Below are 23,544 nucleotides of genomic sequence, written 5' to 3'. Positions count from 1 at the left end.
GACCGCATAAAAAAAGCGGCGGTCCTCGCCAGAGGAACCGCCGCCAGGACCGTCAGGAGGTACGGTCGAAGATCAGAACTGCACGCGCTTGGTATAGCCTCCGTCGACGACGACATTGGTGCCGGTCGTGTAGGAGGAGGCCGCGCTGGCGAGGAACACGATGGTGCGTGCCACTTCCTCCGGCCCGCCCCAGCGGCCGAGCGCAAAGGCGGCTTCGGTGGCCTGGTAGAGTTCGGGCATGGCCTGGCCGATCGCTTCCCAGTTGCCGCCGGGGAACTTGATCGGACCGGGCGACACGCAGTTCACGCGGATGCCCATGGGGCCGACCATCTGGCTGAGCTGGCCCGAATAGGCGATCAGCGCGGCCTTCATGGCGTTGAAGGCCTGGGGCACGATGAAAGTCTCGGTGCCCGCCGTGGAGGCCATGATGACGATCGCGCCGGACCCGGATTTTTCGAGGTAGGGCTGCAAGGTCTCGCAGCCTAGCACCGTGCCCTTGATGTCGGCGGCGAAGCAGGCTTCCCAGTCGCCGGTCGCGCCGGACCCGGAGGCGCTGGCGCCGGGGACGAAGACGTCGCAGCCGCCCAGCCTGTCGGCGGCGGATTTCAGCCATTCGACGTAAGCGCCGTGGTCCAGCATGTCGAGCGCCTCGCCGATCACGATGCCGCCGTGGCGCGCCAGCGACTCCACGGTTTCGGCCACTTGCTCGGCATTGCGCGAGAAGAACGCGATGTCGCAGCCTTCTGCGGCGAAGACTTCCAGCGCGGCGCGGCCGATGCCGCGGCTGCCGCCGGTGAGAATGACTTTCCTGCCCTTCAGTCCAAGATCCATGGCTGCCTGTTCCTCTGCCTTCGCGCGTTGTTTTCCGTGGGGGTTGTCGCCGCTCGAAGGGCCGGGGGCCACTCCTATTTTGGTCAGGAACGAGCGTGTCCGCAGCGTGGTAGGCGATAGGGATAACACGGGAGAGGACGATGGGACGACTGCAGGGCAAGCGCGCCGTGATTCTGGGCGCGAGCAGCGTGGACAATATGGGCCAGCACATCGCCCGCCGCTTTCTGGCGGAAGGCGCGCGCGTGCTGGTTTCGGGCCGCAAGGAGGCGGTTCTGGCCGACTTCGCCGCGCAGAACGGCTGCGAATGGGCGACTTGCGACCTGACCGACGAGGGCAGCGTCGAGGCCTTGGCCGAAGCGGCTGCCGCAAAGCTGGGCGGCATCGATATTGCCCTCAACGCCACCGGTTGGGGGCTGTTGAAGCCGTTCCTGGATACCACGCACGCGGACGTGATGGCGATGACGATGTTGCAGTATGTCGGGCCGTTCCACTTCTTCCAGTCGATGCTGCGCCGCATGGCGCGCAGCCGGGGCGGACAGGGCGGCTCGATCATCCAGATCAGCTCCGCCACGGCGACGATCATGCTGGACGATCACGCTGCCTACATGGGCACGAAGGCGGGCACCGATCACGTGATCCGCTGTATCGCCAACGAGTTCGGGCGCGAGGGGGTACGCGCCAATTCGATCTCGCCGGGATTGACCGATACGCCGATGACGGCGGATGCCAGGCAGGTGCCGGGGCTGTTCGACGCGTTCATGGCCGGCTACCCGCTGGGCCGCATCGGCACGTCGGACGACATCGCTGCCGCTGCCGCCTGGCTGGCCAGCGACGAATGCTTCATGACCGGCGAGAACCTGCAGGTGAATGGCGGGCTGACCTTGCGGCGCAATCCGATGAAGAGCGAAATCGACGCGGCGGTCATGGCGGCGATGGGGAAGTAAGCGGCGTTACGCCGTCGAAGCGCTCTCCCGTCCCTCACGGAACGAGCAGCCCTTTCACGTCCTCCCGCAGCAGGTCCTTGCGCACCTTCCCGGAGGCGGTGCGCGGAAACTCGTCGCGGAATTCGAAGCGTTCCGGGATCTTCTGGCGCGCCAGCCCGCTTGCGGCGACGTGCGCGCAAAGGTCTTCGCCCGAAACCGGCCCGATCGCAATGACATAGGCGCAGACACCTTCGCCCAGCCGCGCATGGGGCATGGCGACCACCGCTGCCTCGCGCACGAGGGGGTGGCCGTGGAGCACGTCCTCGATCTCCTTGGCGGAGATGTTCTCGCCGCCCCGGATGATCAGGTCCTTCTTGCGGCCGGTCACCGTTATCGCCCCTTCGGCGGAGCGCACGCCAAGGTCGCCGGTGCGGAAGAATCCGTCCGCCGTGATCGCTTCGCGCGTCTGGGCGGCGTCGGCGTAGCCCAGCAACATGCCGGGGCCGCGTGCGAGGATTTCGCCTTCCTGGCCGTCCGGCAGATCGCGGTCCTCGCCGTCGACGATCCGCACCTCGTAATCGACCACCTCGCCGTCGGTGGCGGCGGCAAGCGTCTCATCCCGCGGCCAACCGAAAGTGACGAGCGGCACTTCGGATGCCCCGAACACGCGGAAGGCGCGGCACCGGGCGAAGGCGGCGTTGGCGGCGGGAATGAGGTCGGCCGGAACCGCCGCGCCGCCGCAGGCGAAGAAGCGGAACGAGGGCAGCGGATTGCCCGCCGCGCGGGCCGCCGCCGCCAGTTCGACCAGAAACGGCGTCGCTGCCACCGTGCCGACCAGCGCGTGCCGGTCGATCAGCGCCAGCGCTTCGTCGGCGTTCCAGCTTTCCATCAACACCGTGCGCGTGCCGCAGATGAACGGCGCCTCCAGCCCGTTGGCATAGCCGGAGACATGGGTGACCGGGGAGGGCATCAGCGTTGCCTCTCCGGGGGCAAGGCCCCAGTGCGCAGCGCTTTCCCGCAGGATGCGCGCGATGGAGACATGGCTGTGCAGCACGCCCTTGGGCCTGCCCGTCGTGCCGGAGGTGTAGAGCACCATCTTCACGCCCAGCGGGTCGACCATGGGCCGGGCGAAGTGGGTGCCGCGCCCTTCCGCGACCAGCGCGGCATAGTCGTCGGCGCCGTTTCCGCGCACGGTGAAGACGTGGCGCAGGCTCGGCAGGTCGGCGGCTATGCGTGCGGCCATCGCGGCATAGTCGAATTTGCGGAACGCGGCGGGGACGAACAGCGCGGCGGCGCGGCAATCGGCGAGCATTTGGGTGACTTCGTGGTCGCGGTAGATCGGCACGATCGGATTGACGACAAGGCCGGACATCGCGGCGGCCAGGTTGATGACCATCGCTTCACGCCAGTTCGGCACCTGAAACGCCAGCACGTCGCCCGGCCGCAGTCCCCGCGCGTACAGCGCCGCCGACAGCGCTTCCGCATCGACCAGCGCCTGGGCGCGGGTGACGGAAACATCGCCGTCGATCAGCGCCACGAAATCGGGATCGGCCTCGGCCAGAGCCTCTGCCTGCCGCGCGATCGTGCGTTCGTCCCACGCGCCGGTTCCGGCATAGGCGGCGAGATGCGGCGGGGGCGTTTCAAGCCATGCCCAGGGGCTGTCTTTCCTCTCCATCATCGCCGATGACTGCCCTTGCCGAAGATCGCGGCCAACTGGCCAAAGTGCCAAGCCTTTTGCGCTGACCTATCACCTTGCGCAGGTTGCCGCCACTCGCGCAGGAGCACAGGATCGTTGGCGATAACGATGCGGGAGAGGACCGAGTGGACCGCGTAAAGCAGATTGGCGACGTCGCCGAGATCATGCTCGATTACGTCGAGAACAAGAAGACTTTCCAGACGGACCGGACGTTCAAGGTCCCCACCGCGAGCTATACCGACAAGGACCAGTTCAACGCCGAGATGGAGCTGGTGTTCAAGCGCGTGCCGCTGATGCTGGCCTTCACCGCGGAAATGCCCAATCCCGGCGATTACAAGGCGATGGAAGCCGTCGGGCTGCCGGTGCTGATCACCCGCGACAAGCAGGGGCAGGTCCGCGCTTTCCTCAACGTATGTTCTCACCGCGGCGCGCCTGTCGCGGCGGAGGGACATGGCAATTGCGCGCGCTTCACCTGCAAGTATCACGCCTGGACCTATGCGACGGACGGCCGCCTGCTCGGCATTTCGGAGGCGAGCACCTTCGGGCAGGTGGACAAGGCCGAGATGGGCCTGCGCCAGCTTCCCTGCGAAGAGCGCAGCGGCATGATCTTCGTCTGCCTGACGCCCAATGCGCCAATGGACCTCGACAACCATTTCCGCGGCTTCCTGGAGGATTTCGACGCGCTGGACTTCGCGGACTGGACCTACCTCGGCAACCGCACGATCGAGGGGGCGAACTGGAAGATCGCCTTCGACGGCTATCTGGAAGGCTATCACTTCCAGTCGCTCCACCCGGAGACGATCTTTCCGCGCACGCCGTCCAACTGCACCCATTACGAGGGTTTCGGTCCGAACATCCGCATCGGCTTTCCGCAGCACTCGATCGCCGATCAACTGAAGGAAGTGCCGCGCGAGGAATGGGGGCTCAAGGAGAACTACGGCTACGATTTCGTGCGCATCTTCTTCCCCAACGTCTCGATCTTCATCGCGCCGGAAATCACCCAGGTCGCGCAGCTTTTCCCGGGGCCGACACCGGATCGCAACCGCACCGTGCTGAACTACCTGCGCCGCGATCCGGTGCGGGACGAGGCTGACCGCGAGAAGGCGGAAGCGGCGATGAACTTCTTCCGCGACGTGACCTATCAGGAGGATTACGTCATCGGGCTGGAGATCCAGAAAGGCCTCGAATCCGGGGCGCATGACGAGCTGACTTTCGGTCGCAACGAAAGGGGCAACCAGTACTTCCACGAATGGCTGAACTGGTATCTGCAGGACGATGCCTCGCTGCCCGAACCGCAGATGTAAGGGGATTGTAAGGGGATGGCGCGCAAGCTCTCGCTCGCCTCGGGCGTGTTGCCCGAATTCGGCGCGGTGGACGTGGTGGAGACCGGTGCGGCGACGGGGTTCGACGCGGTCGGCCTCTGGATCGATCCGGCGGAATGGACCGCTCAGCACACCCGCGATACCCGCGCGGCGCTGGCCCGCACCGGAATACCGGTGCTGGATGTTGAGGTGGTCTGGATCAAGCCCGATTCCGCGCTGGACGATCATCGCAAGGTGATCGACGTGGGCGCGGAACTGGGCGCGGCGAATGTGCTGTGCGTTTCCTCCCACCCCGATCACGGCGTCACGGCCGACAGGCTTTCCGCGCTCTGCCGCCATGCCGAAGGTTCGGGGATGCGCGTGGCGCTGGAGTTCGGCATTTTCACCGAAGTGCGGAACCTGAAGCAGGCGCTGGCCGTGATCGGGCAGGTTGACCATCCGCTGGCGGCATTGCTGATCGATCCGATCCATGTCGACCGGTCCGGCACTACGGTGGCCGAAGTGTCGGCAATCGATCCCGCCTTGCTGCCCTACGCCCAGTTCTGTGACGCCCGGGCCTTGCGGCCCGACCCGGCCGATTTTGCTGCGGTGATTGCCGATGCCGTGGACTTGCGCGAGCAGTGCGGGGCAGGCGCGCTGCCGCTTGCGGCACTGCTGGAAGCCCTGCCGCCGGAGGTGCCGCTGTCCATCGAGCTGCGCTCCGCCGCGCTGCGCGAGGCGTTCAGCCACCCGGTGCTGCGCGCCAAGGCGGTGCTCGATGCCACGCGCGGCTGGCTGGACACGCTGGCGTGACCTTTCGCTACCAGGCGTGGGGTTCGCCGTTCCACTTGTAGAACCCGCCTGACATTTCCGGCGTCAGCCTGCTCGTCAGCGCGGCGATGCCCTCGGCGCTTTCCTGCGGCGTGAGATCGGCCTGCGCCCCGCCCATGTCGGTCTGGACCCAGCCCGGATGCACGCTGATCGCGATGATACCACGGTCCTTCGTGCCGAGCGCGACGGAAAGCATGAGCCGGTGCAGGGCCGCCTTCGAGGCCGAATAGACTTCGTAGCCCGCGTAGGGCCATGTCGAGGCGCCCACCTGGCTGCCGAAGCTGACGACTTTCGCGCCGGGCTTCAGGCGCGGTAGGAAGGCCTGGAACACGCGCATCGGGCCGTTGACGTTGATGTTGAACACATCGAGCCAGTCCGCGAAGTCGGCGCTTTCCAGTTCAGAGCCCGTGTTGCCGGAAACGCCCGCGACATTGTAGAGCACGTCGATCGCCGCCGTGCCGGTGTCCGCAGCGCCCGCCTTGACCGAGGCATCGTCGGCGACGTCCATGGCGTGGAGCGTCACCAGCCCGCCCGAGCCGTCGGCAAGACGCTTCAGCGCCTCGGCGCCGTCTGGGCTGCGCAGGAGGGCGAAGACGCGGTCTCCCTTGGCCAGATGCAGCTTGACGAGTTCGAGCGCGATGCCGCGCCCCGCTCCGGTGATTGCCACGTTCGCCATCGCTGTTCCTTTTTCATGCTTTGCGGGTTATGGGTCTACAGATCGCGCAAGCCCTTGGCCAGCAAGCCTAGCAGAGGCGTGGTATCGCCTGACCTGCTCATTCGGTCAGGCTGCCTCTTCGGTTCGCGGCAGCCGTGTCGCCGCCGCCAGACGTCCCAGCAGTGACGGCCATGTTCCGAGCAGGCCGAGTGCCATGGGCAGGACCGGGAGGCCGACGCAGCGGTGAAGCAGCATGGCCTTGCGCACTTGCCCGCCGATCTCGCGGTGGAGCAGGCGGGTATAGTCGGCCGGAGCAAGGCCGGAGCGAAAGCAATCGACCGCCAGCGCTGCGCTACGCAAGGCTATGGCCATGCCGTCTCCGGTGAGCGGCGCGGTGAGCGCGGCCTGGTCGCCGAGGCGGAACAGGCCCTTGCGGTCGTCCCTAGGGCGATGGACATAGCCATAGGGGAGACCGGCAATGGAGGCGGGGCGGGCCAGCAGTTCGTGCGCGCCGTCCAGCCGCCGCGCGACATGATCGTCGCGCGCGAGGTCTTCCAGCAGGCCGGTCCAGGAGCCGCAGAAACGGTCTCGCCGGACCAGCACGCAAAAGTTCATGACCCGCGCCGCCACGCGCTGGATTCCCAGATAGCCGCCGTCGAACAGCACGAGTTCGACGGCGGAACCAAGTTCCTCGTCCTGCCTGGCCGAAATGCGCCAATGCATCTTGAAGCCGAGATGCGCCCCCCGTTCCCGTGCATCCGGCCGGGCGACGCCGCGCAAGTCGTGCTTGCCGGTGGCGAGGAACAGGGTTTCGGCCGGGAAGCCGCCTTCGCCGGTCCGGATGCCGTGATCCTCGATGGCCGTGACCCGCACGCCGCGCCGGATCGTGGCTCCGGCAGCGGCGGCGGCATCGAGCAGGGCCTCGTCCAGCACGTCCCGGCTGATCCCCAGCGCGGTGAAGGGAAGGGCGGATTCCGCGCTCTTTCGCCCGCTGACGATCCGCACCCGGTCGATCGGCACGGCCCCCAGGCGCAGCGGCTCGAAGGCCATGTCGCGAAGATCGCGCTGGGCCTCTACCGAGAGGAATTCGCCGCAGACCTTGTGGTGGGCGGCGGCCTGCCGTTCGAACAGGGTTGCGGCGATCCCGGCGCGGGCCAGCCGGAGTGCGGCGGAAGCCCCGGCAAGGCCGCCGCCCAGTATCGCCACCGGGGCTACCACTTCGTCCGCTCCACGCAGTAGCGGAACGGGAAGCGCCAGTGGACCTGGGCGATATCGAGCAGGTCGGCGCGGGCGAGCAGGACGTCCCAGTCGTCGCGGCGAAAGGCACGGGCGATGGAGAGTGGGCCGTCGTGGCGCACGAAAGGGTGCCAGCGCATCGCCGCCGAGAGCAGTGTAAAGCCGTGGTAGGCGAAGCGGTGGCGGTGCAGGTCGTTGACGAACCAGCCGAGCGCGGCCTTGCGCTCCATCCATTGCAGGAATTCCACGATCCCGGCATCGGACATGTGATGCGTGACCAGCGAACTCACCACGAGATCTACCGGCTCGTCCGGCGCCATCGCGAAGGCGTCGCCGGTGCGATAGTCGATCTCCAGTTCCGGCGGTGTCAGGCGGCGGGCGACGGGGGCGCTGCGCGGATTGATGTCGAAGCCGATGAGCCGCACCGCGCGGCCCCGTTTCCGCGCCCGGTGGGCGAGCGCACGCAGCATGTCGCCCGCGCCGAAGCCGACATCGACAACCGTGAGCCTTCGCTCCGGCGGGGTCGCGGCGAAAGCCCGGTCCAGAAAGGCCAGCGTGGGCGGTCTCGCCAGCGTGAGGGTGTTCACTTTCGCGAGATCCTCGATGCAGGCGGCGAATTCCTGCGCGGTCACCGCGTCGTCGTCCATCCATTCCGGTTCGTGGGAGCGGCGGCGAAAGTCGGGCATGGCGCCTAGACCAGCCTGAAGCGGAAGGTTTCCGCCGCGAGGCCGGGGCCGAAAGCCATGGCCATGCCGTTCCGGCCCTTTACCCCCGCATGCTCCTCCATCATCGCTGCCAGCACGAACATCAGCGTGGCCGAGGACATGTTGCCGAAGCGGCGCAGTACCTCTCGCGAGGGATGCAGCGCGTCGGTGGACAGCTCCAGCGCGCGGTCCACCGCGTCGAGGATCGTGCGCCCTCCGGCATGGACCGCCCAGAGATCGTAGTCCGCCGGAGACAGGCCGCGAAAGATCCCCCGGTCGTCGTTACGGCTGCTCTCGGCCCGCAGGGCATGGGCGATGAGGCTCGGCACCTGACCGTCGAGATGCATGTCGAAGCCCTGGTCGCCGATCCGCCACGTGATCGCCTCGCCCGAGCCGGGAATGGCGGCGGCGCGGAAATCGGAGAGCGCGATGCCCCTTGGTTCGGCAGTGACGAGCGCAGCGGCGGCGCCGTCTCCGAACAGCAGCATCGACAGCAGCTTCTCCAGGTCCTGCGTGCGCTGGAAGTGGATCGTGCAGAGTTCGAGATTGACCACCAGCACCCGCGCGGCCGGTTCGGAGCGGACCATGTGGTGGGCGAGGCGCAGGGCATTGACCGCCGCATAGCAGCCCATGAAGCCTACGACGGTCCGCTCGACGCCGGGATCGAGACCCGCCTCGGCCACCAGAATCTGGTCCAGCCCCGGCGCGACGAAGCCGGTGCAGGAGGCAAGGACGAGGTGAGTCACGCCCTCGGCGGCGATGTCGGGGCTGAGCGCGCGGACCGCTTGCAGCGCCAGCGCCGGAGCATCGCGCTCGTAGCGGGCCATGCGCTCGGCGGTCGAAGGCCAGTCGCCCAGCCCATAGAAACGGTCGCGATCGGTGATGCGGCCGTCCGGCAGCACTTCTGGTTCGATGAACGAGAAGCGTCGCTCGATCCCGGAGCGCGCCACCATGCGGTCGAACAGGCGCGCATGGGCGGGGTCTTGCAGACCGGCGCGGACGAAGGCGACGAAGGCGTCGTGGACCTGATGCGGCGGCACCGCCGTGCCGATGGCGTTGATGTGTGCGGTTGCGGTCATGGCGCGATCCTGCCGACGAGCACGGCGTTGAGGCCCCCGAAAGCGAAGCTGTTGGAGACGAGCACCCGGTGGTCGATCGGCTCGGGCCGGAGCGCAAGGGGCAAGTCGCACGCCGGATCGACGCCGAGATGGTTCAGCACCGGCGGTGCCACGCCGCGCGCGAGGGCTTCCATGCCGATGACGAACTCCATGGCGGCAGTCGCGCCGATCAGGTGGCCGTGGGCGGACTTGGTGGCGATCACCGTATGACCGGGCAAGGCGGGGCCATAGACCGCTTGCAGCGCGGCGGCCTCGACCGGATCGTTGATCCGGGTGCCGGTGCCGTGGGTGGAGATCAGCGCCGGTTCCTCGGGCGCGACGCCCGCATCCTCATGGGCCGTGCGGATGGCGGCGGTGATGCCGTGCAGATCGGGAGCGGTCATGTCGGCGGCATCGCTGCTGCAGCCGTATCCCGCCAGTTCGCCGAGCACTTTCGCTCCGCGTGCCCTCGCGTGTTCCTCGCTTTCCAGCACGACCATCGCCGCGCCTTCGCCCAGCACCATCCCCTTGCGCCCCTGCGAGAAGGGACGGCAGGTGTCCTCGGCCATGACGCCGACCGAGTTCCAGGCGACCCACGACCCCAGCGTCAGGCAGGCTTCACTGCCGCCCGCCAGCGCCACGTCCACCCGTCCGGAACGGATCATGTGCATCGCCTCGCCCAGGGCATGGGCGGAGGAGGCGCAGGCGCTGGAGATCACGAACGTCGGGCCGTGGCAGCCGAGCAGCAGCGCGAGGTGGCTGGCCGGGGCGGAAATCATCGAGGAAGGGATCGTCTGAGGGTGAACTTTCGCCAGTTCGCGGGCGTAGAGCCGCTCGAAAGCCTGGTCGATCGTCGCATTGCCGCCGCTGCCGCAGCCGACGAGGATCGCGGTGCGGCGCTCCAGCGACGCGTGGCCGCGCAACCCGGCCGCCTCGACCGCTTCCAGGCCTGCCGTCAGCGCATAGAGGGAGAGCGGATCGAGCTGCCCCATCGGGCGCAGGTCCTCGGCGGCGAGTGCAGCCCGGCAGGCCTCTGCGTCGACCCAGGCGGCGGGGCCGTCGATGCGCCGTGCGGGGTGGTCTGGCGGCGCCTCACGCAACAACGGGCGTATCGCGCCCTCGCCCTGCGCCATCTTCCGCCATGTTTCCGCAAGGCCGATCCCCAGGCCGCTGACGCAACCGAAGCCGGTCAGGACGACCTTTCGGCTCATGAAGGCGCCAGTTGCCGCACGAGGTTCACGAATTCGGCGATCGTCGAGGCGGGGTTCAGCTGATCGGGATCGATCGCCACGCCGAACTTGTCTTCTATGGCGAAGAGCGTGCTCGCCACGTCGAGCGAGCCGATGTCGAGCTGTTCGAAGGTCGCATCCGGGCGCAGGGCGGCGGTATCGAGGCCGGATTCCTCCGCTATCACGTCCAGTATCGCATCCGTGGAGACCGTCATGCCGTGCATTTCCCCCTGTTTCAGTGAACCTTGATGCTGCCGGTCATACCCAGTGCGGCATGGCCGAAATGGGTGCAGACCAGCTTGTAGTTGCCCGCGGCCGGAACGAGATGGAGCGAGACCTGTTGCCCGCCGGCAAGCGCGATCTGTCCTCCGGCCACGAGGGCGGCGTCCTGCGGCGCGATCGTGGCGGCGGCGAAGAATTCCGGCGCGGTGAAGTCGTGGCCGCCGGTGGCGGTATCGTCCAGCACCAGAATGACCGGTTTTCCGGCGACGAGCGCGATATCCTGCGGCGTGAAGCGGAAGTTGGACAATGTCACGGTGACGGTCTGCGCATCCGCGAAATCCGTGGCGGTCGAAGCCAGATGCGTCTCTATCGGGTGGGTCGCGGCGCAGGCGGACAGAAGCGTGATCGAAGCCAGGGCAAGCAATGCCTTCATGACGATCCTCCACCATGGCCGAATGGTCGGCAGGAACCGACGATATCACGCCGCATCAACGGCGTACATGGAATTGCGCGGTCTGGAGGGCGGATCATCCGGAATGGCTGCAACGCGTTGCGCGCGTTGTCAGGCGTGGGGGAGCGCGCTAGACCTCTCGCCGGACATGACCGACGTACTCAGCCTCCTGCCGCTCCTTTCCGGCCCGCTCGACGGCGAGCGCTTCGACGATCTGCTGCTTCGTCCGGGCGTGCGGATCGAGCGGATCGAGTCGCATGGCCACACGACGCCGCCGGACCGGCCTTATGTGCAGGACTGGGACGAGTGGGTCCTGGTGCTGGCGGGCGAGGCGGAACTGGATCTGGACGGCGTGGGCCTGCGCCGGCTCGGGACCGGCGAGGCGCTGCTGATCCCGGCGGGCATGGCGCACCGGGTGACTTATACCGCCGACCCGACGGTATGGCTGGCGATCCATCTCGGCGAGGCCTGAGCTTGCCGAGGGATCAGAATCGATAGCGCAGTTCGGCGGTGCCGCCCGGCGGCAATGTCACGGACCAGGTAGCCACGCCGTCCACGCGCTCCAGCATCCGGTCGTCCGCGTTGATTTCCTGACCGGCGGAACCGATCGGCACGTCGATGGCGACGGCGAAGGGGTTGGCGTTGGTCACGCTCAGCGCGGCCTCTTTTTGCGACAGCATCCGCTGCGAGACGAGCACCTGGGTGCTGGTTCCGGCCGCAAGGCGGAAGTTTTCGCCCTCGGCACGGTCGGTAAGGGAACCGAGACCCAGCAACTGGCGGCTCTTACCCGTTCCCTCCGCATAGAGCGCGGTGCTGCCGGCGGGAAGCGCGAGGCCCAGACCGGCGTCACTCTTGTTGCGCAGGACGAGCACGATAGCGCTGGGGGCATTGTCGAGTTGCTGGCCGGGATAGACCGCGCGGCGATAGCGCCGCTCGAACGGCACTGTGCTGCGGGCGAGCAGGGCGACCTGCTTCTGGCCACGCGGACTTACCGTCACGCGCTCCGGCACGCGGTAGAGCTTGAGATCACCGAGGTTTTCGGGCGGCGGGGGAGGTGGGGGTGGAGGTGCTGCAGGTGCGGGCGCTATGGCCAATGGCGGAGGTGCACGGAAACTTCTGTTGGCCGTCAGCGTGATTTCCCCGGCGGCTTGGGCCATTTCCTGCACGCGTAAATCCGAGGTGGTCGTGCCCAGCGGATAGCAAACGAGACGAAGCTGCGAGACCGCCGTGCGCAGGGCAGGCGTGTCGATCCGGTTGAGCCGCCCCGCCACGGCATTCACTTCGGCGTCGGCGAAAGCCTGCGGATTGTTGTTCGCCAGCGTCAGCCAGGCGAAGAGATCGAGCGAGCGGCCATCGGCGGATTGGGTGGCGACATAGCTCGCGCGCCAGTCGAAGCCCGAGGCGATATAGCTCAGGCGCACGGTGACGGTGCGCGACGCTGGGCTTTCGGTGACGACACTGAGCACCGGCTTGCTGGAAAGCCCCGCAGGTACGCCGTGGTAGGTGATTTTCTCGGGCAGGCCGGAGCAGCGCAGGGTCTCGATCCCCGCCTGCGTCTGGAGCACGACGCCCGGGGATGGTCCGGCCACCACGGTCGCCTCTTCGCTGACCGTGCGGCCGGTGGCCTTGTCGGTCCGCGTTACCGTGACCTGCCGTCCCAGCGTGCCGTCGACAAGCGAGGCGGGCGAGAGCAGGCGGGCGTCTCGGTTCTTCTCGATCGTGCCGCCGGGCAGGCCCTCGATCACGGCGCTGACGGGGATGATCCCCTCCGCCACGCCTTCGAAGCGCAGCACCGCACGGCCGCGCGGCAGGCGGATCTTGCGGGTTTCCGTCACCATCGCGAAGCCGCCGAGATAGCGCAGGTTCAGCGGCCCCCGGCCATAAGGCGCGCGGTAGACGGTGAGCGCCACTTTGTCCGGCGACGGGGAGGTGACGAGGCGCTCTTCTCCGGCGGCACCGACGGGGCCGGGGAGGAGCGCCGCCAAGAGCGCCGCCAGGCAGAGCCGCCGAAGCATCAGTAGCGCGTGTCGAAAGTGGCGGTGACGACCGCCTCTCCATTGGCCGGGACCGGCACCTGCCAGACCGCAGAGCCGGCGCTTTGCCGCTCGCTCTTGCGGTTTTCCTCGGTCACGCGGGTATCGGTCCAGTCGAGACCGCTCTGCACCAGTTCGACGGTGACGGCGCGGCCGCGCGCATTGGTCAGGCGGTAGCGCATCTGGGTGCGCCAGCGCTGGTCGCTCAGCTTCGTGCGGGCGACCACGGTGGGCTGCACTTTCACGTCGAAGGCATCGCCGGTCGGCAGGGCGATTCCCGAACCTTGCGGGGTATGCTCGATCCGGTTCTCGCCGGTGAACTGCGGCTGGCCGCGCGCGTCGCGGATATAGACGCGCACGGTGCCCGCCGGAAGCGCGTCGCCCAGCCCGGCGGCGCCGGAATTGGCGAAGCGCAGCACGCTCTGGGCACTGCGGCTCTGGTCCGCGCTGCCGAGCCAGCCGTTCTCGAAGCGATAACCGGCGCTGGCCGCCACGCCCTTGGCATCGAGGAAGCTGACCTGCTTGGTCTGCTTGTCGGCGATCGTGGTGCGTTCGGCGAGCGGGTAGAGATAGAAGTCGCCAAGCTGTTCGCGGCCCGCGGTTTCGGTGCCCGGCTGCATGCGCGTGGCGCGACGCGGGCGCGGCATATAGGAATTGCCGTCGTCGTTGCTGCCCACGTCCCCGGCGACGAGCAAGGTCCGGGCATTGGTGAAGGTCGTGCCGCTGGTATTGGTCAGCGTGATCCAGCCCTGCACGTCCAGCTTGTCGCTCTTGTCGTCGAACAGGGCGACATAGTCCGCGCTCCAGCCGAGGCCGCTGCTGAGGTAGGAAAGCGTCGCCGGGCGCGTGCCCGCGCGGGTGCTGGCCAGAGTGACCGAGAGGGTCGGGCGGGCACGCAGCGATTCCGGCACTTTGTCGAACACCGCGCGGACCGGCAGGCCGTCGTCGCGGAGCACTTCGATGCGGCCGCCGATATCCAGCACGACGCCGCCGTTCACCGCCAGCACTTTCGCACGCTCGCGGGTTTCCGCGCCGGTGGCGGGATTGGTGCGGATCAGCGTGATCGTTTCTCCCACGGCCTTTTCCATCAGGCTGGAGGGGCTGAGCAGGTCGAAGTCGAAATTCTGCTCCACGATGGCGGCATCGGGGACGGTGAGCGACACCGTTTCCGGCCGGATCTGGGCGCTGACGTCCGGGAAGTTCTGGCGCACCCGGCCATTCCCTAGGTCGAGTTGCCGGACATCCTGCACCAGCGCGACGTCGCCGTTGTAGATCGTGACGGAGAGATCGCCCTGTGCGCTCGGCGCGGTGGGCGAGATCGGCGCTTCCTGCGCATTCGCGGCAATGGGCATCACGCCAAAGGGAACTGCAAGAGCCAGACAGCCCACGAGAATCTTCCGCATCGCATTCCCCTTTGCCAGAGTCCTGCCTTCATGCCCGTCGCAGCGCGGTCGATCAACGTACACTTGCTGTAAGATTCTACGAAAGCGGCGCTTTTGGCGCCCGGATCTTCCGTCCTAGCCTTAGTCGCAGGTGAGATCGCGGGCGGGGGCGTTCCATAAAGAGGCCGATAACAGCACGCCGGTGTTCGAGGATCGGCGGCGGAGAGGCAGGACATGGGCGAGCCGCAAGCGGCGACAGATTTCGATATCGCGGCCGAACTGCGCGATCTTGCCGCGCGGCGCGACATTGCCGAGGCCGCCCATCGCTACATGCGTGGGCTGGACAGGCTCGACGCGGCGCTTCAGCGTCAGGCGTTCCACGACGATGCCGTGGTGGATTGCGGGCTGATGAAGGGCACGGCAGACGAATTCGTCGCCTTCTGTCAGGACTTCCTCGGCACGATGACGGCGAGCCATCACCTGCTCGGCCAGCACCGCATCGAGATTTCCGGAGATACCGCGCGGGGCGAAGCCTATTTCCAGGCCTGGCACGGCGTGACCGACGAGGCGGGCGGGGTGCGGGACCTGTTCGTCGCCGGGCGCTATCTCGACGAATATGCCTGCCGGGACGGCGAGTGGCGCATCACCTCGCGCCTGCTTGTGACCGACTGGGTCAAGGACGATCCCGGCTCGCTCGATTTCTTTGCCGCCAATCCCGGCGTCGTGCGCGGCGGTCGACTTGGTGCGGATCCCAGCCAGATAGGAGCACGTTCATGAACCTCCAGAGCAAGGTTTCCCGCTACTCGCAGGAATTCGACCCGCCGGTGCGCGGCGATCCGATCACGGCCGACCGCTACATCTCGAAGGAGTGGATGGCAGGCGAGATGAAGAACCTCTGGCCCAAGGTCTGGCATCTCGGCGGGGTGCTGGCCGACCTGGAGGAGCCGGGCGACGTGATCCGGCACAATTTCGCCAAGGAATCGGTGATCATGGTGCGGCAGGAGGACGATTCCATCCGCGCCTTCTACAATTCCTGCCCGCATCGCGGAAACCGGCTGATCCTGGCCGATGTCACCAGCGTGCCGCGCATCACCTGCGGCTATCACAACTGGACTTACGACTTGGGCGGCACCCTCATCAAGGTGCAGGACCCGGACGATTTCGAGGGTGGCAGTCCCTGCGGCAAAGTCCACCTGTCCGAACTGCGCTGCGAGACCTGGGGACCGTTCGTGTTCTGGTGCATGGACGATGACGTCGCCCCGCTGCACGAATGGCTCTCGCCGTTCCCGGAGCGTCTGGCCGGTTACGGCATCGACAACTGGGTGCGCGTGCTCAATCTCTCGGCGGATTGCGAGTTCAACTGGAAGATCATCCGCGACAATTTCAACGAGAGCTACCACCTGCCGACGATCCATCCGGAACTGGCGACTTTCATCAACGATGGACTGCCGGACACCTTGTTCGAGATGTATCCCTCGGGCCACAACTCGATGTGGATGAAAGGGCACCAGGCCACCACCCGCGCCGACTATCACACCACCGAGGTCCCCGCTCCGCTCGACCAGATCGCGCGCGCCTGGGGCATCGATCCGGCCGAGTATGCGGGCCATACCGGGGACCTTCGCGCAGCGGTGATCGAGGCGAAGCGCCGCCTCGGGCCGGAGCGGGGCTTCGCCAACTACGCGGAGATGAGCGACCAGCAGCTGGTGGACTATTTCCACTGCACGCTGTTCCCCAACCTCACACTCACCATGAGCCCGGAGCAGTTGCAGGTCCTGCGCACCGAGCCGCACCCCACCGATCCCGAGAAGTGCGTGTTCCAGCACTGGTGCCTCTATCCGCCGATCGCGGGGATGCGCGAGGTGGAGACGCCGCTTGGTACGGTGCCGCTGCGCCACGATGCCGTTGCCCGGCATTCGGTCTATGGAGACGGTGTTTCGGTGGGTTTCGTGGCGGACCAGGACCTGTCGATCGGGACGAGCCAGCAGCAGGGCCTCAATTCGCGCGGGTTCAAGGGCTGCATCCTGCCGGGTCAGGAAAAGCGCGTGCAACGATTCCATGAACTGCTGAACGACATGGTGCAGGGGTGAATTCCTGCCCCGTCGAGGATCGGCTGGCGATCCAGGACCTGCTCGTGGCCTATGCCCACGGGCTGGATGGTCTCCACGACGTCGACGGGCTGCTCGCGCTTTTCGTCGAGGATGCTGTGTTCGACCTTTCGGGCATCGGCTTCTCGAAGCTGGAGGGCCATGCCGCGATCCGCCGCTTCTTCGAGGATACGTTCGCGGCGATGGCGGCGCAGGCGCATTACCTGAGCAACTTCGCGATTACCGCCTATGCCGGGGACCGGGCCTCGATCCGCGCTTATGTGACAGGGATGGCCCGGTACAAGGCGGGCGGCGGGGTGACGGTCCACGGGCGCTATTACTTCGATGTCGTGCGGACGGCGGCGGGCTGGAAGGCCGCGCACTACACCATGGACTTTCTCATTCCGCCGGAAGGGTGAGGGGGCGACCTACAGCGTCACCCCGAAAATCTCCTCCCGCGCCTGACCCTGCTCGTCATAGACCGGCTCGATCCCGGCGACGGAATAGACCTGCACGGCAAAGCCGGTCAGTTCGTAGCGGCCGAGATGATCGCGCATCGCCGCATAGGAGGAATGCGCGAAGTGGCTGAGCAGATCGCGTTCGCTGTCCCACTCCTCGTAGACATGGATCACACCGGGATCGAGCGGATCGACCGCCCAGTTATAGGCGGTGCAGCCCTGTTCCTCGCGGCTGGAGGCGATGTGTTCGCTCCCGCCCCGGATGATTTCGGAGCAAAGGGCATCGTCTCCGGCAAAGCGGAGCGTTCCCGCCACGATGATGCGCATCGGTGAGGTCCTTTCAGGTGATCGGCCGGATCAGCGGCGTCTCGTGGATTTCCAGAATTTCGAAGACGTTGCCGAAATAGTCCCGGCAATACGTGCCCGCATAGCCGTGCTTGCTGCCGTCGGCGTCGGTGGTGATCGTAGCGAGTTCGGGCGGGGCGTGGACGGGCAGGCCCGCGGCGACGATGCGTTCGTGAACGGCGGCGAGGTCCTGCACTTGCAGGGCGATATGCGTGTAGCCGTATTCGTTGACGCCCCGGCGCGGGTCCTGCGGCTGCTTCTGCTTCGGGGCAGAGTACTCGAAGCATTCGATCTGCACGTTGCCCAGGCGGCAGAAGAATTGCTCCGCCGCGCTGCCTTCCAGGCCGACGATCTCGTCGATGAAGGGATTGTCTGCCCATTGCAGCGGCTCCACTTCTTCCACGGCGCCCAGGATATCTAGGTAGAAGTGCCGCGCCTTGGCCAGATCGGGCACCGAGACGCCGATGTGATGGACGCCGAGGATGCCGGGCAGAATTTCGGGACGCGGCTCGCTCATGCCGCTACCGTGCTTTCCGCGCCGACATTGCGCTGCGCTGCGTGCCTGCCCGCGAGGTAGCCGAAGACCATGCCCGGCCCCAGCGTGCCGCCGCCGCCGCCGTAGGTCATGCCCATCATCGAACCCATGGCGTTGCCCGCCGCATAGAGGCCCTCGATCGGCCTCAGGTCCACATCGAGCACGCGGCCCAGCGTGTCGGTCTTCGGGCCGCCCTTGGTGCCCAGCGCGCCGGACTTGACCTCGGCGGCGTAGTACGGCCCGCCCTCGATCTTGCCGAGGGTGGCTTCCTTGCGGCCCTTGTTGTCGGGATCGCCCCAGTAGAGGTCGTAGTAGCTGTCGCCCCGGCCGAAGTCCTCGTCCTTGCCTGCATCTACCATGGCGTTCCAGCGCTCGACCGTCGCTTCCAGCGCACCTTCCGGGATGCCCAGCTTGTCGGCGAGTTCGGCGAGGGTATCGCCGCGCGCGATCCAGTCAGCGGGTTCGCGTTTATGCGCGCCGTCGCCGACGCCGATCAGCTGCGTGTCGAGGAAGCCCCACTTGTCGTAGAAGGCCTGGTTGAACAGGCACCAGGCCGGAAGATTGGCCCAGGAGCAGGAATTGAGGTCCTGCACATGGAATGCAGCGCCGAAGGCGTTGTAGTTGGCAGCCTCGTTGGTGAAGCGCTTGCCCGTGCGGTTGACCATGATCGTGCCGGGCAGCGTTCGCTCGCCGGTGAAGAGCATCCGGCCCATCTCGTTGAGCGGCGCTTCTACCACCGGCATCCACCACGCCTCCCGCATGGAGGAGAGCATGGCCCCGGCCTTCATCGCCATGCGCAGGCCGTCGCCGGTATTGGTGCGGATCGAGACGGGGGAGGTCAGGGGGCCGCGCAGGAAGGCGGTCTTGAAGGCTTCGTTGTGTTCGAAGCCGCCGGTCGCCAGCACCACGTTGGGCGCGTCGATCACGGTGCCGTCGTCCAGTTCCACGCCCTGGGTGATGCCCTGTTCGATCCGCAGGTCCTTGCCGCCGGTGCCCAGCAGGAATTCCACGCCCCGGTCCAGACAGCCGCGCAGCAGGCGGCCGACGAGGGCATGGCCCAGTCCGCGCTCGTCATTGTCGGCGCGGCGCTTCGCTTCGGCCGGGTCCAGCGGATCGGGCACGGCCTGCGCCAGCGAGGTTTCGCCTACGGTGAAGTAGACGTGCGGCCAGTAATAGGGGGAGACTTCCACCCGGTCGCGCCATTCGCCCAGCTCGCCATAAGGATAGACCGCGCATTCCAGCGTGCGACCCCCGCGCGATGCCGCGCCGGGCTGTTCGGGGTGGTAGTCGGGAAAATCGGGCACGACCATGAACTTCACCGGCGTGCGGTCTTCCAGGAAGGCCACCATCTCGACGCCGCCGTCGATATAGGCCTCCGCCATCTGCGGCTCGATCAGCCCGTTGGACATGGACGCGAGGTAGGTCAGCGCCTTGTCGCGGCTGTCTTCCTTGCCGAAAGCCTTCTGGTGCGGGTTGCAGGGAATCCAGATCTGCCCGCCGGACCAGGCCGAAGTGCCGCCCAGCTTCGTGCCCTTTTCCACCACGAGAACTTTCGCGCCATGCTCGGCCGCCGTCAGCGCAGCCGTCAGCCCCGCCGCGCCCGAACCGAGCACGACGAGATCGTATGCCGTATTGGTCATTGTCTCTCTCCCGATGGCCTCTTCAGGGCCGTCTAAACATCAGACCTGGCTGAACCCTCCGTCCATCACGAGTTCGTCGCAGGTCATGAAACTGGATGCCTCGCTGGCAAGGAACACCACGCCGCCTGCCATTTCCTCCGGCTGGCCGAGCCGGCCGATCGGGTGCGTGGTGTTCATCGCCGCCAGCGAAGCCTCTCGCGAGGGCGAGGCGCCGAGTTCGACGTAGCGGTCCATGATCGAGGCCAGCATCGGCGTCTCGATCCCGCCGGGATGCACCGAATTGACCCGGATATTGTACTTCAGCGCCGCGAATTCGGCGCCGAGGCACTTGGACAGCATCTTGATCGCCGCCTTGCTGACGCAATAGGCTGCGTTGAACGCCGCCCCGCGCAGACCGCCGACGCTGGAGAAGTTGATCACCGAAGCCCCGCCCTTGCGCGCCTTGCCCCCGGCCTTGAGCAAGTCCAGCAGGACTTGCGTGCCGATGATGGCGGAATCGAGGTTGATGGCGTTGACCCGGTGGAATTCGGAAAGCGGCGTATCCTCGAACTTGGTGACGATCGAGAAACCGGCGTTGTTCACCAGCACGTCGAGCCTGCCGTAGCTTTCCCGAACCAGCGCCTCCACCGCGCGCCAGTCGGCCTCGCTGGTGACGTCGTGCTTCAGATAGTGATCGGCGCCTTCGACTTGTGCTGTGTCCTTGAGGTCGGTGGCGATCACGGTGGCACCGGCGGCCTTCATGGCCTTCACGATCTCGCGCCCGATGCCGCCTGCGGCGCCGGTGACGACGGCGATGGTGTCGGGAAGGGCGCCGGGCGAGGGGGCGGTCATGGCTATGCTTCTCCGGTCTTGAAGGTCACTGGGAAAGTCACTGGGCAGTCCAGCCGCCGTCCACGACCAGTTCCGCACCGGTCATGTAGGAACTGTCGCTTGAGGCAAGGAAGAACACCGCGCTCGCCAGTTCGGACGGATCGGCAAGGCGGCCGATCGGCGTCCTGCTCGACATCAGGTCCACCAAGTCTTGCGGCTTTTCGGCGACGCCCTTGTCGACCCAGCGCTGGAAGCCGTCCTTCAGCAGCGGCGTCATCACGAAGCCCGGATGCAGCGAATTGGCGCGGATCGGCATCTTCTTCTCGGCGAATTCCAGCGCGATCGACTTGGTGAACAGCCGCACCGCGCCCTTGCTGGCGTTGTAACCGGAAACCTCGCTCATGCCGACGAGGCCCATGATCGAACTGACATTGATGATCGAGGCGCCGCCCGTCACGTCCGCCCCGCTCGCCGCCATCAGCGGTACGAACGTCCGCACGCCCAGGAACACGCCGTCCACGTTGATGCTCATGATCCGCCTCCAGCCTTCCAGCGAAGTTTCGGCGACCGGACCGGTCAGATCGATCCCGGCGTTGTTGACGAGGATGTGCAGTTTGCCGTGCCGCCTGGTTACGGCATCGAGCGTAGCCGCCCAATCGTCTTCATTGGTGACATTGGCGCGCACATAGCTGGCCGCCTGTCCCAGTCGCCCCAGCGTATCGCCCACCAGTGGGCTGTCCTCCGCCTCGAGGTCGGTCAGCACCACTTCCGCGCCTTCGGCCAGAAAGCGCTCCACGCAGGCCAGGCCGATGCCGCGCAGGCCGCCCGAAACCAGCGCCACGCGGCCCTTCAGTCGCTGCGAACCCAGGTCGCTCATACGCCCATCATCCCTGCCGTGGTTGCCCCGTCGATCACGTATTCGCTGCCCGAGACGAACTGCGATTCGTCCGAGGCGAACCACGCCACCAGCCCGGCGATCTCCTCCACGCGCGCCATGCGGCCGAACGGCGACAGGCCTTCGTAGGCGGCGCGCGTGGCCGCAGGATCGCCCGAAGTCTCGATCAGGTTGCGGATCAGCGCGGTCTCCACCACGCCGGGCAGGATCGCATTGACGCGAATGCGGTACTTGCGATTGCCCGCATGCACGGCCGCCGATTTCACCAGCGCGACGACGGCCGCCTTGGACACCGAATAGGCCACGAAATTGCCCATCGCCCGGTGCGCGTTCATGGAGGAGTTGACGAGGATCGACCCCGCCGCCCCGTCCGGGTTGCGGGCCATCAGCCGCATTGCGTGCTGCACGGTGAGCATCGCGCCGGTCTGGTTGACGCCGATGACGTTTTCCCAGCCGTCCAGCGTGATATCCTCCACGCTGCCGTCGCCGTGCTCGGTCCCGGCATTGGCGAAGGCGAAGTCCAGCCGGCCGTAGTCGGCGGCGATCCGGGCGGAAAGCGCATCCCATGCGGCACCGTCGCGGACGTTGTGGCTGACGAATGCGGCACCGGTGGCGGCGCATACTTCGTCCGCGGCACCGCGGTTGGAGCCGGTGAACACGACGTGCGCGCCTTCCGCGCAGAGCCGCCGCACCGCACCCGCGCCGATGCCGGACGTGCCTCCGGTGACCAGCGCCACCTTGCCTTCAAGCCGCTTCACGGCATTCTCCCGTCTTATTCGTTGCTTCGAACATGGCCGATCTTCGCCGGGGGGCAACCTATGATTTGAGCAAGGTGACTTCACCTTCCCATCGGTCCAGACATGCCCCAAACAGGGAAAAACGAAACAGGTTGGGAGACCTTGGAGCAATGGCCGAACGTGACCCCGAATTGGGCTCTGCGCTGGGAGAAGACCGCAGCGAGGGCATCAGCTGGGCCGAACTCATGGCGCGGGATTCGCGCACTCCCCCCGCGATCCTGACGCAGGAGAGCTACACCTATCGCGGGTCCGACCCGATCCCCGCCACCCGCTACACCAGCGCCGAATTCGCGAAGCTGGAGCGGGAGCGGATGTGGCCCTACGTCTGGCAGTTCGTCGCGCGGGAGGAAGACCTGCCCGATCCGGGCGACTTCATCGTCTATGAGAACGCTGGGCGATCCTATCTCGTCAGTCGTCAGGACGATGGCTCGATCCGCGCCATGCACAACGTCTGCCTCCATCGCGGGCGCAAGCTGCGGACCGAGGAAGGCCATGCGGACAAGTTCGTCTGCCCGTTCCACGGCTTTGCCTGGAAGAAGGACGGCAGCTTCGATTCCATGCCCTGCCAGTGGGACTTCCCGCATCTGGCCGAACAGAACCTCGATCTGCCCGAGGCCGAAGTGGACCGCTGGGCAGGCTACGTCTTCATCCGCGAGGAGAAGGGCGGTCCCAGCCTTGAGGAATTCCTGGCGCCGCTGCCCGAGCACTTCAAGCGCTGGCGGCACGAGGAATGCGCCAGCGTCATGCGCGTGGCTAAGGAAGTGCCGGCCAACTGGAAAGTGGTGATGGAGGCTTTCATGGAGGCCTGGCACACCATCGTCACCCACCCGCAGCTGCTGCCCTTCACCGGCGATTCCAACGCCGCCTACTGGACCTGGGGCGACAACGTGAACGTCAACCTCGTCCCCTTCGGCGTGATGAGCCCGCATATCGAGCAGGGTCAGGGAGAGCAGTGGATCGTCGACGAGTTCATCAAGTACAACGGCCGCTCCGGCGACAATTACGAGGGCGAGGCTTCGGCCAATCCGATGGCGATCCGGGTTCCCGAAGGCGTCACCGCCCGTGCCGCATTGGGTGCGGCGATGCGCGCGGCCTATACCGAGAGCACCGGCTACGACCATGCCGAAGCGACCGATGCTGAACTGCTGGACGCGCTGGTCTACAACGTCTTCCCCAACTTCGCGCCCTGGGGCGGCTACATGCCGAACATCGTCTACAACTGGCTGCCCGGAAAGACGCCGGACACTTGCGTGATGGAAGTGCGCGTGCTGGCGCGCATTCCCAAGGGCCAGCCGATCCCGCGCGGGGCGCCGCTGAAGATGCTGCGGCTGGACCAGAAATGGACCGAGGCGCCGGAACTGGGCATTCTGGGCGACGTGTTCGAAC

25 protein-coding genes are annotated in these 23,544 nt (G+C 66.7%); 8 read left to right on the top strand and 17 right to left on the bottom strand.

Annotation, left to right across the window (positions count from 1 at the left end; translation table 11 throughout):
- Positions 1 to 72 precede the first annotated feature (72 nt).
- The gene (locus V7066_RS24845; RefSeq protein ID WP_334185646.1) at positions 73 to 831 is read right to left on the bottom strand and encodes an SDR family NAD(P)-dependent oxidoreductase; all 759 of its coding nucleotides are present in this window, start codon (positions 829 to 831) and stop codon (positions 73 to 75) included.
- 140 nt (positions 832 to 971) lie between these two features.
- On the opposite strand from V7066_RS24845, the gene V7066_RS24840 reads away from it, so the two are divergent.
- Positions 972 to 1,775, top strand: a complete 804-nt coding sequence (locus V7066_RS24840) for an SDR family NAD(P)-dependent oxidoreductase (RefSeq protein ID WP_334185645.1) — start codon at positions 972 to 974, stop codon at positions 1,773 to 1,775.
- 34 nt (positions 1,776 to 1,809) lie between these two features.
- Here the strand turns inward: V7066_RS24840 and V7066_RS24835 are convergent, their stop codons facing one another.
- Positions 1,810 to 3,432, bottom strand: coding sequence for an AMP-binding protein (locus tag V7066_RS24835; RefSeq protein WP_334185644.1), 1,623 nt, complete (start codon positions 3,430 to 3,432; stop codon positions 1,810 to 1,812).
- A 143-nt stretch (positions 3,433 to 3,575) separates the two neighbouring features.
- On the opposite strand from V7066_RS24835, the gene V7066_RS24830 reads away from it, so the two are divergent.
- Positions 3,576 to 4,754 carry an aromatic ring-hydroxylating oxygenase subunit alpha gene (locus V7066_RS24830; RefSeq protein ID WP_334185643.1) on the top strand — a complete coding sequence of 393 codons (1,179 nt, stop codon included), beginning with the start codon at positions 3,576 to 3,578 and terminating at the stop codon, positions 4,752 to 4,754.
- Positions 4,755 to 4,769: 15 nt separating this feature from the next.
- Positions 4,770 to 5,564, top strand: a complete 795-nt coding sequence (locus V7066_RS24825; protein ID WP_334185642.1) for a sugar phosphate isomerase/epimerase family protein — start codon at positions 4,770 to 4,772, stop codon at positions 5,562 to 5,564.
- Positions 5,565 to 5,571: 7 nt separating this feature from the next.
- Here the strand turns inward: V7066_RS24825 and V7066_RS24820 are convergent, their stop codons facing one another.
- The 7 genes from V7066_RS24820 to V7066_RS24790 all read right to left on the bottom strand — a co-directional run bounded on the left by V7066_RS24820 (position 5,572) and on the right by V7066_RS24790 (position 11,158).
- Complete coding sequence (locus V7066_RS24820) at positions 5,572 to 6,258, bottom strand: SDR family oxidoreductase (protein ID WP_334185641.1); 687 nt, start codon at positions 6,256 to 6,258, stop codon at positions 5,572 to 5,574.
- Positions 6,259 to 6,363: 105 nt separating this feature from the next.
- Positions 6,364 to 7,455 (bottom strand): NAD(P)/FAD-dependent oxidoreductase, encoded by a 1,092-nt coding sequence (locus V7066_RS24815; RefSeq protein WP_334185640.1) that lies wholly within the window; start codon positions 7,453 to 7,455, stop codon positions 6,364 to 6,366.
- The gene (locus V7066_RS24810; protein WP_334185639.1) at positions 7,449 to 8,159 is read right to left on the bottom strand and encodes a methyltransferase domain-containing protein; all 711 of its coding nucleotides are present in this window, start codon (positions 8,157 to 8,159) and stop codon (positions 7,449 to 7,451) included. Before V7066_RS24810 ends, V7066_RS24815 begins: the two co-directional genes overlap by 7 nt.
- Before the next feature lie 5 nt (positions 8,160 to 8,164).
- Positions 8,165 to 9,256, bottom strand: a complete 1,092-nt coding sequence (locus V7066_RS24805) for a type III polyketide synthase (RefSeq protein WP_334185638.1) — start codon at positions 9,254 to 9,256, stop codon at positions 8,165 to 8,167.
- Positions 9,253 to 10,485: a beta-ketoacyl-[acyl-carrier-protein] synthase family protein gene (locus V7066_RS24800; RefSeq protein ID WP_334185637.1), complete on the bottom strand. Its 1,233-nt coding sequence runs from the start codon at positions 10,483 to 10,485 to the stop codon at positions 9,253 to 9,255. The genes V7066_RS24805 and V7066_RS24800 overlap by 4 nt, the downstream gene beginning before the upstream one ends.
- The gene (locus V7066_RS24795) at positions 10,482 to 10,718 is read right to left on the bottom strand and encodes an acyl carrier protein (protein WP_334185636.1); all 237 of its coding nucleotides are present in this window, start codon (positions 10,716 to 10,718) and stop codon (positions 10,482 to 10,484) included. The genes V7066_RS24800 and V7066_RS24795 overlap by 4 nt, the downstream gene beginning before the upstream one ends.
- Before the next feature lie 20 nt (positions 10,719 to 10,738).
- Positions 10,739 to 11,158: a cupredoxin domain-containing protein gene (locus V7066_RS24790; RefSeq protein WP_334185635.1), complete on the bottom strand. Its 420-nt coding sequence runs from the start codon at positions 11,156 to 11,158 to the stop codon at positions 10,739 to 10,741.
- 166 nt (positions 11,159 to 11,324) lie between these two features.
- Between V7066_RS24790 and V7066_RS24785 the strand changes: the two genes are divergently transcribed.
- Positions 11,325 to 11,648, top strand: a complete 324-nt coding sequence (locus V7066_RS24785) for a cupin domain-containing protein (RefSeq protein ID WP_334185634.1) — start codon at positions 11,325 to 11,327, stop codon at positions 11,646 to 11,648.
- 13 nt (positions 11,649 to 11,661) lie between these two features.
- Here the strand turns inward: V7066_RS24785 and V7066_RS24780 are convergent, their stop codons facing one another.
- Positions 11,662 to 13,191, bottom strand: coding sequence for a DUF4139 domain-containing protein (locus V7066_RS24780; protein ID WP_334185633.1), 1,530 nt, complete (start codon positions 13,189 to 13,191; stop codon positions 11,662 to 11,664).
- Positions 13,191 to 14,612, bottom strand: coding sequence for a DUF4139 domain-containing protein (locus tag V7066_RS24775; protein WP_334185632.1), 1,422 nt, complete (start codon positions 14,610 to 14,612; stop codon positions 13,191 to 13,193). The genes V7066_RS24780 and V7066_RS24775 overlap by 1 nt, the downstream gene beginning before the upstream one ends.
- 213 nt (positions 14,613 to 14,825) lie before the next feature.
- Here V7066_RS24775 and V7066_RS24770 point away from each other — a divergent pair, with 213 nt between their 5' ends.
- Genes V7066_RS24770 through V7066_RS24760 form a run of 3 tightly spaced genes read left to right on the top strand, consistent with a single transcriptional unit; the run spans position 14,826 to position 17,097 of the window.
- Positions 14,826 to 15,368 (top strand): nuclear transport factor 2 family protein, encoded by a 543-nt coding sequence (locus V7066_RS24770; RefSeq protein ID WP_334185631.1) that lies wholly within the window; start codon positions 14,826 to 14,828, stop codon positions 15,366 to 15,368.
- Positions 15,365 to 16,681 carry an aromatic ring-hydroxylating oxygenase subunit alpha gene (locus V7066_RS24765; RefSeq protein WP_334185630.1) on the top strand — a complete coding sequence of 439 codons (1,317 nt, stop codon included), beginning with the start codon at positions 15,365 to 15,367 and terminating at the stop codon, positions 16,679 to 16,681. The genes V7066_RS24770 and V7066_RS24765 overlap by 4 nt, the downstream gene beginning before the upstream one ends.
- On the top strand, positions 16,678 to 17,097 hold the full coding sequence (locus V7066_RS24760; protein ID WP_334185629.1) for a nuclear transport factor 2 family protein: 420 nt from the start codon (positions 16,678 to 16,680) through the stop codon (positions 17,095 to 17,097). Before V7066_RS24765 ends, V7066_RS24760 begins: the two co-directional genes overlap by 4 nt.
- Before the next feature lie 9 nt (positions 17,098 to 17,106).
- On the opposite strand, the gene V7066_RS24755 is transcribed toward V7066_RS24760, so the two are convergent.
- Genes V7066_RS24755 through V7066_RS24730 form a run of 6 tightly spaced genes read right to left on the bottom strand, consistent with a single transcriptional unit; the run spans position 17,107 to position 22,119 of the window.
- Complete coding sequence (locus V7066_RS24755) at positions 17,107 to 17,463, bottom strand: putative quinol monooxygenase (protein WP_334185628.1); 357 nt, start codon at positions 17,461 to 17,463, stop codon at positions 17,107 to 17,109.
- A gap of 13 nt (positions 17,464 to 17,476) precedes the next feature.
- Positions 17,477 to 17,998, bottom strand: a complete 522-nt coding sequence (locus V7066_RS24750; RefSeq protein WP_334185627.1) for a VOC family protein — start codon at positions 17,996 to 17,998, stop codon at positions 17,477 to 17,479.
- Complete coding sequence (locus V7066_RS24745) at positions 17,995 to 19,656, bottom strand: FAD-dependent oxidoreductase (protein ID WP_334185626.1); 1,662 nt, start codon at positions 19,654 to 19,656, stop codon at positions 17,995 to 17,997. The genes V7066_RS24750 and V7066_RS24745 overlap by 4 nt, the downstream gene beginning before the upstream one ends.
- A gap of 39 nt (positions 19,657 to 19,695) precedes the next feature.
- The gene (locus V7066_RS24740; protein ID WP_334185625.1) at positions 19,696 to 20,487 is read right to left on the bottom strand and encodes an SDR family oxidoreductase; all 792 of its coding nucleotides are present in this window, start codon (positions 20,485 to 20,487) and stop codon (positions 19,696 to 19,698) included.
- 37 nt (positions 20,488 to 20,524) lie between these two features.
- Positions 20,525 to 21,343, bottom strand: coding sequence for an SDR family NAD(P)-dependent oxidoreductase (locus tag V7066_RS24735; RefSeq protein ID WP_334185624.1), 819 nt, complete (start codon positions 21,341 to 21,343; stop codon positions 20,525 to 20,527).
- The gene (locus V7066_RS24730) at positions 21,340 to 22,119 is read right to left on the bottom strand and encodes an SDR family NAD(P)-dependent oxidoreductase (protein WP_334185623.1); all 780 of its coding nucleotides are present in this window, start codon (positions 22,117 to 22,119) and stop codon (positions 21,340 to 21,342) included. Before V7066_RS24730 ends, V7066_RS24735 begins: the two co-directional genes overlap by 4 nt.
- A gap of 149 nt (positions 22,120 to 22,268) precedes the next feature.
- Between V7066_RS24730 and V7066_RS24725 the strand changes: the two genes are divergently transcribed.
- Positions 22,269 to 23,544 (top strand): aromatic ring-hydroxylating oxygenase subunit alpha (locus V7066_RS24725; protein WP_334185622.1); only part of this gene is annotated, 1,276 nt, incomplete at its 3' end.

It is taken from the genome of Novosphingobium sp., from assembly GCF_036820275.1.
Taxonomy (GTDB): Bacteria; Pseudomonadota; Alphaproteobacteria; order Sphingomonadales; family Sphingomonadaceae; genus Novosphingobium.
Note: the sequence above shows the minus strand (reverse complement) of the source record. Positions and strands in the feature narration are given on the sequence as shown.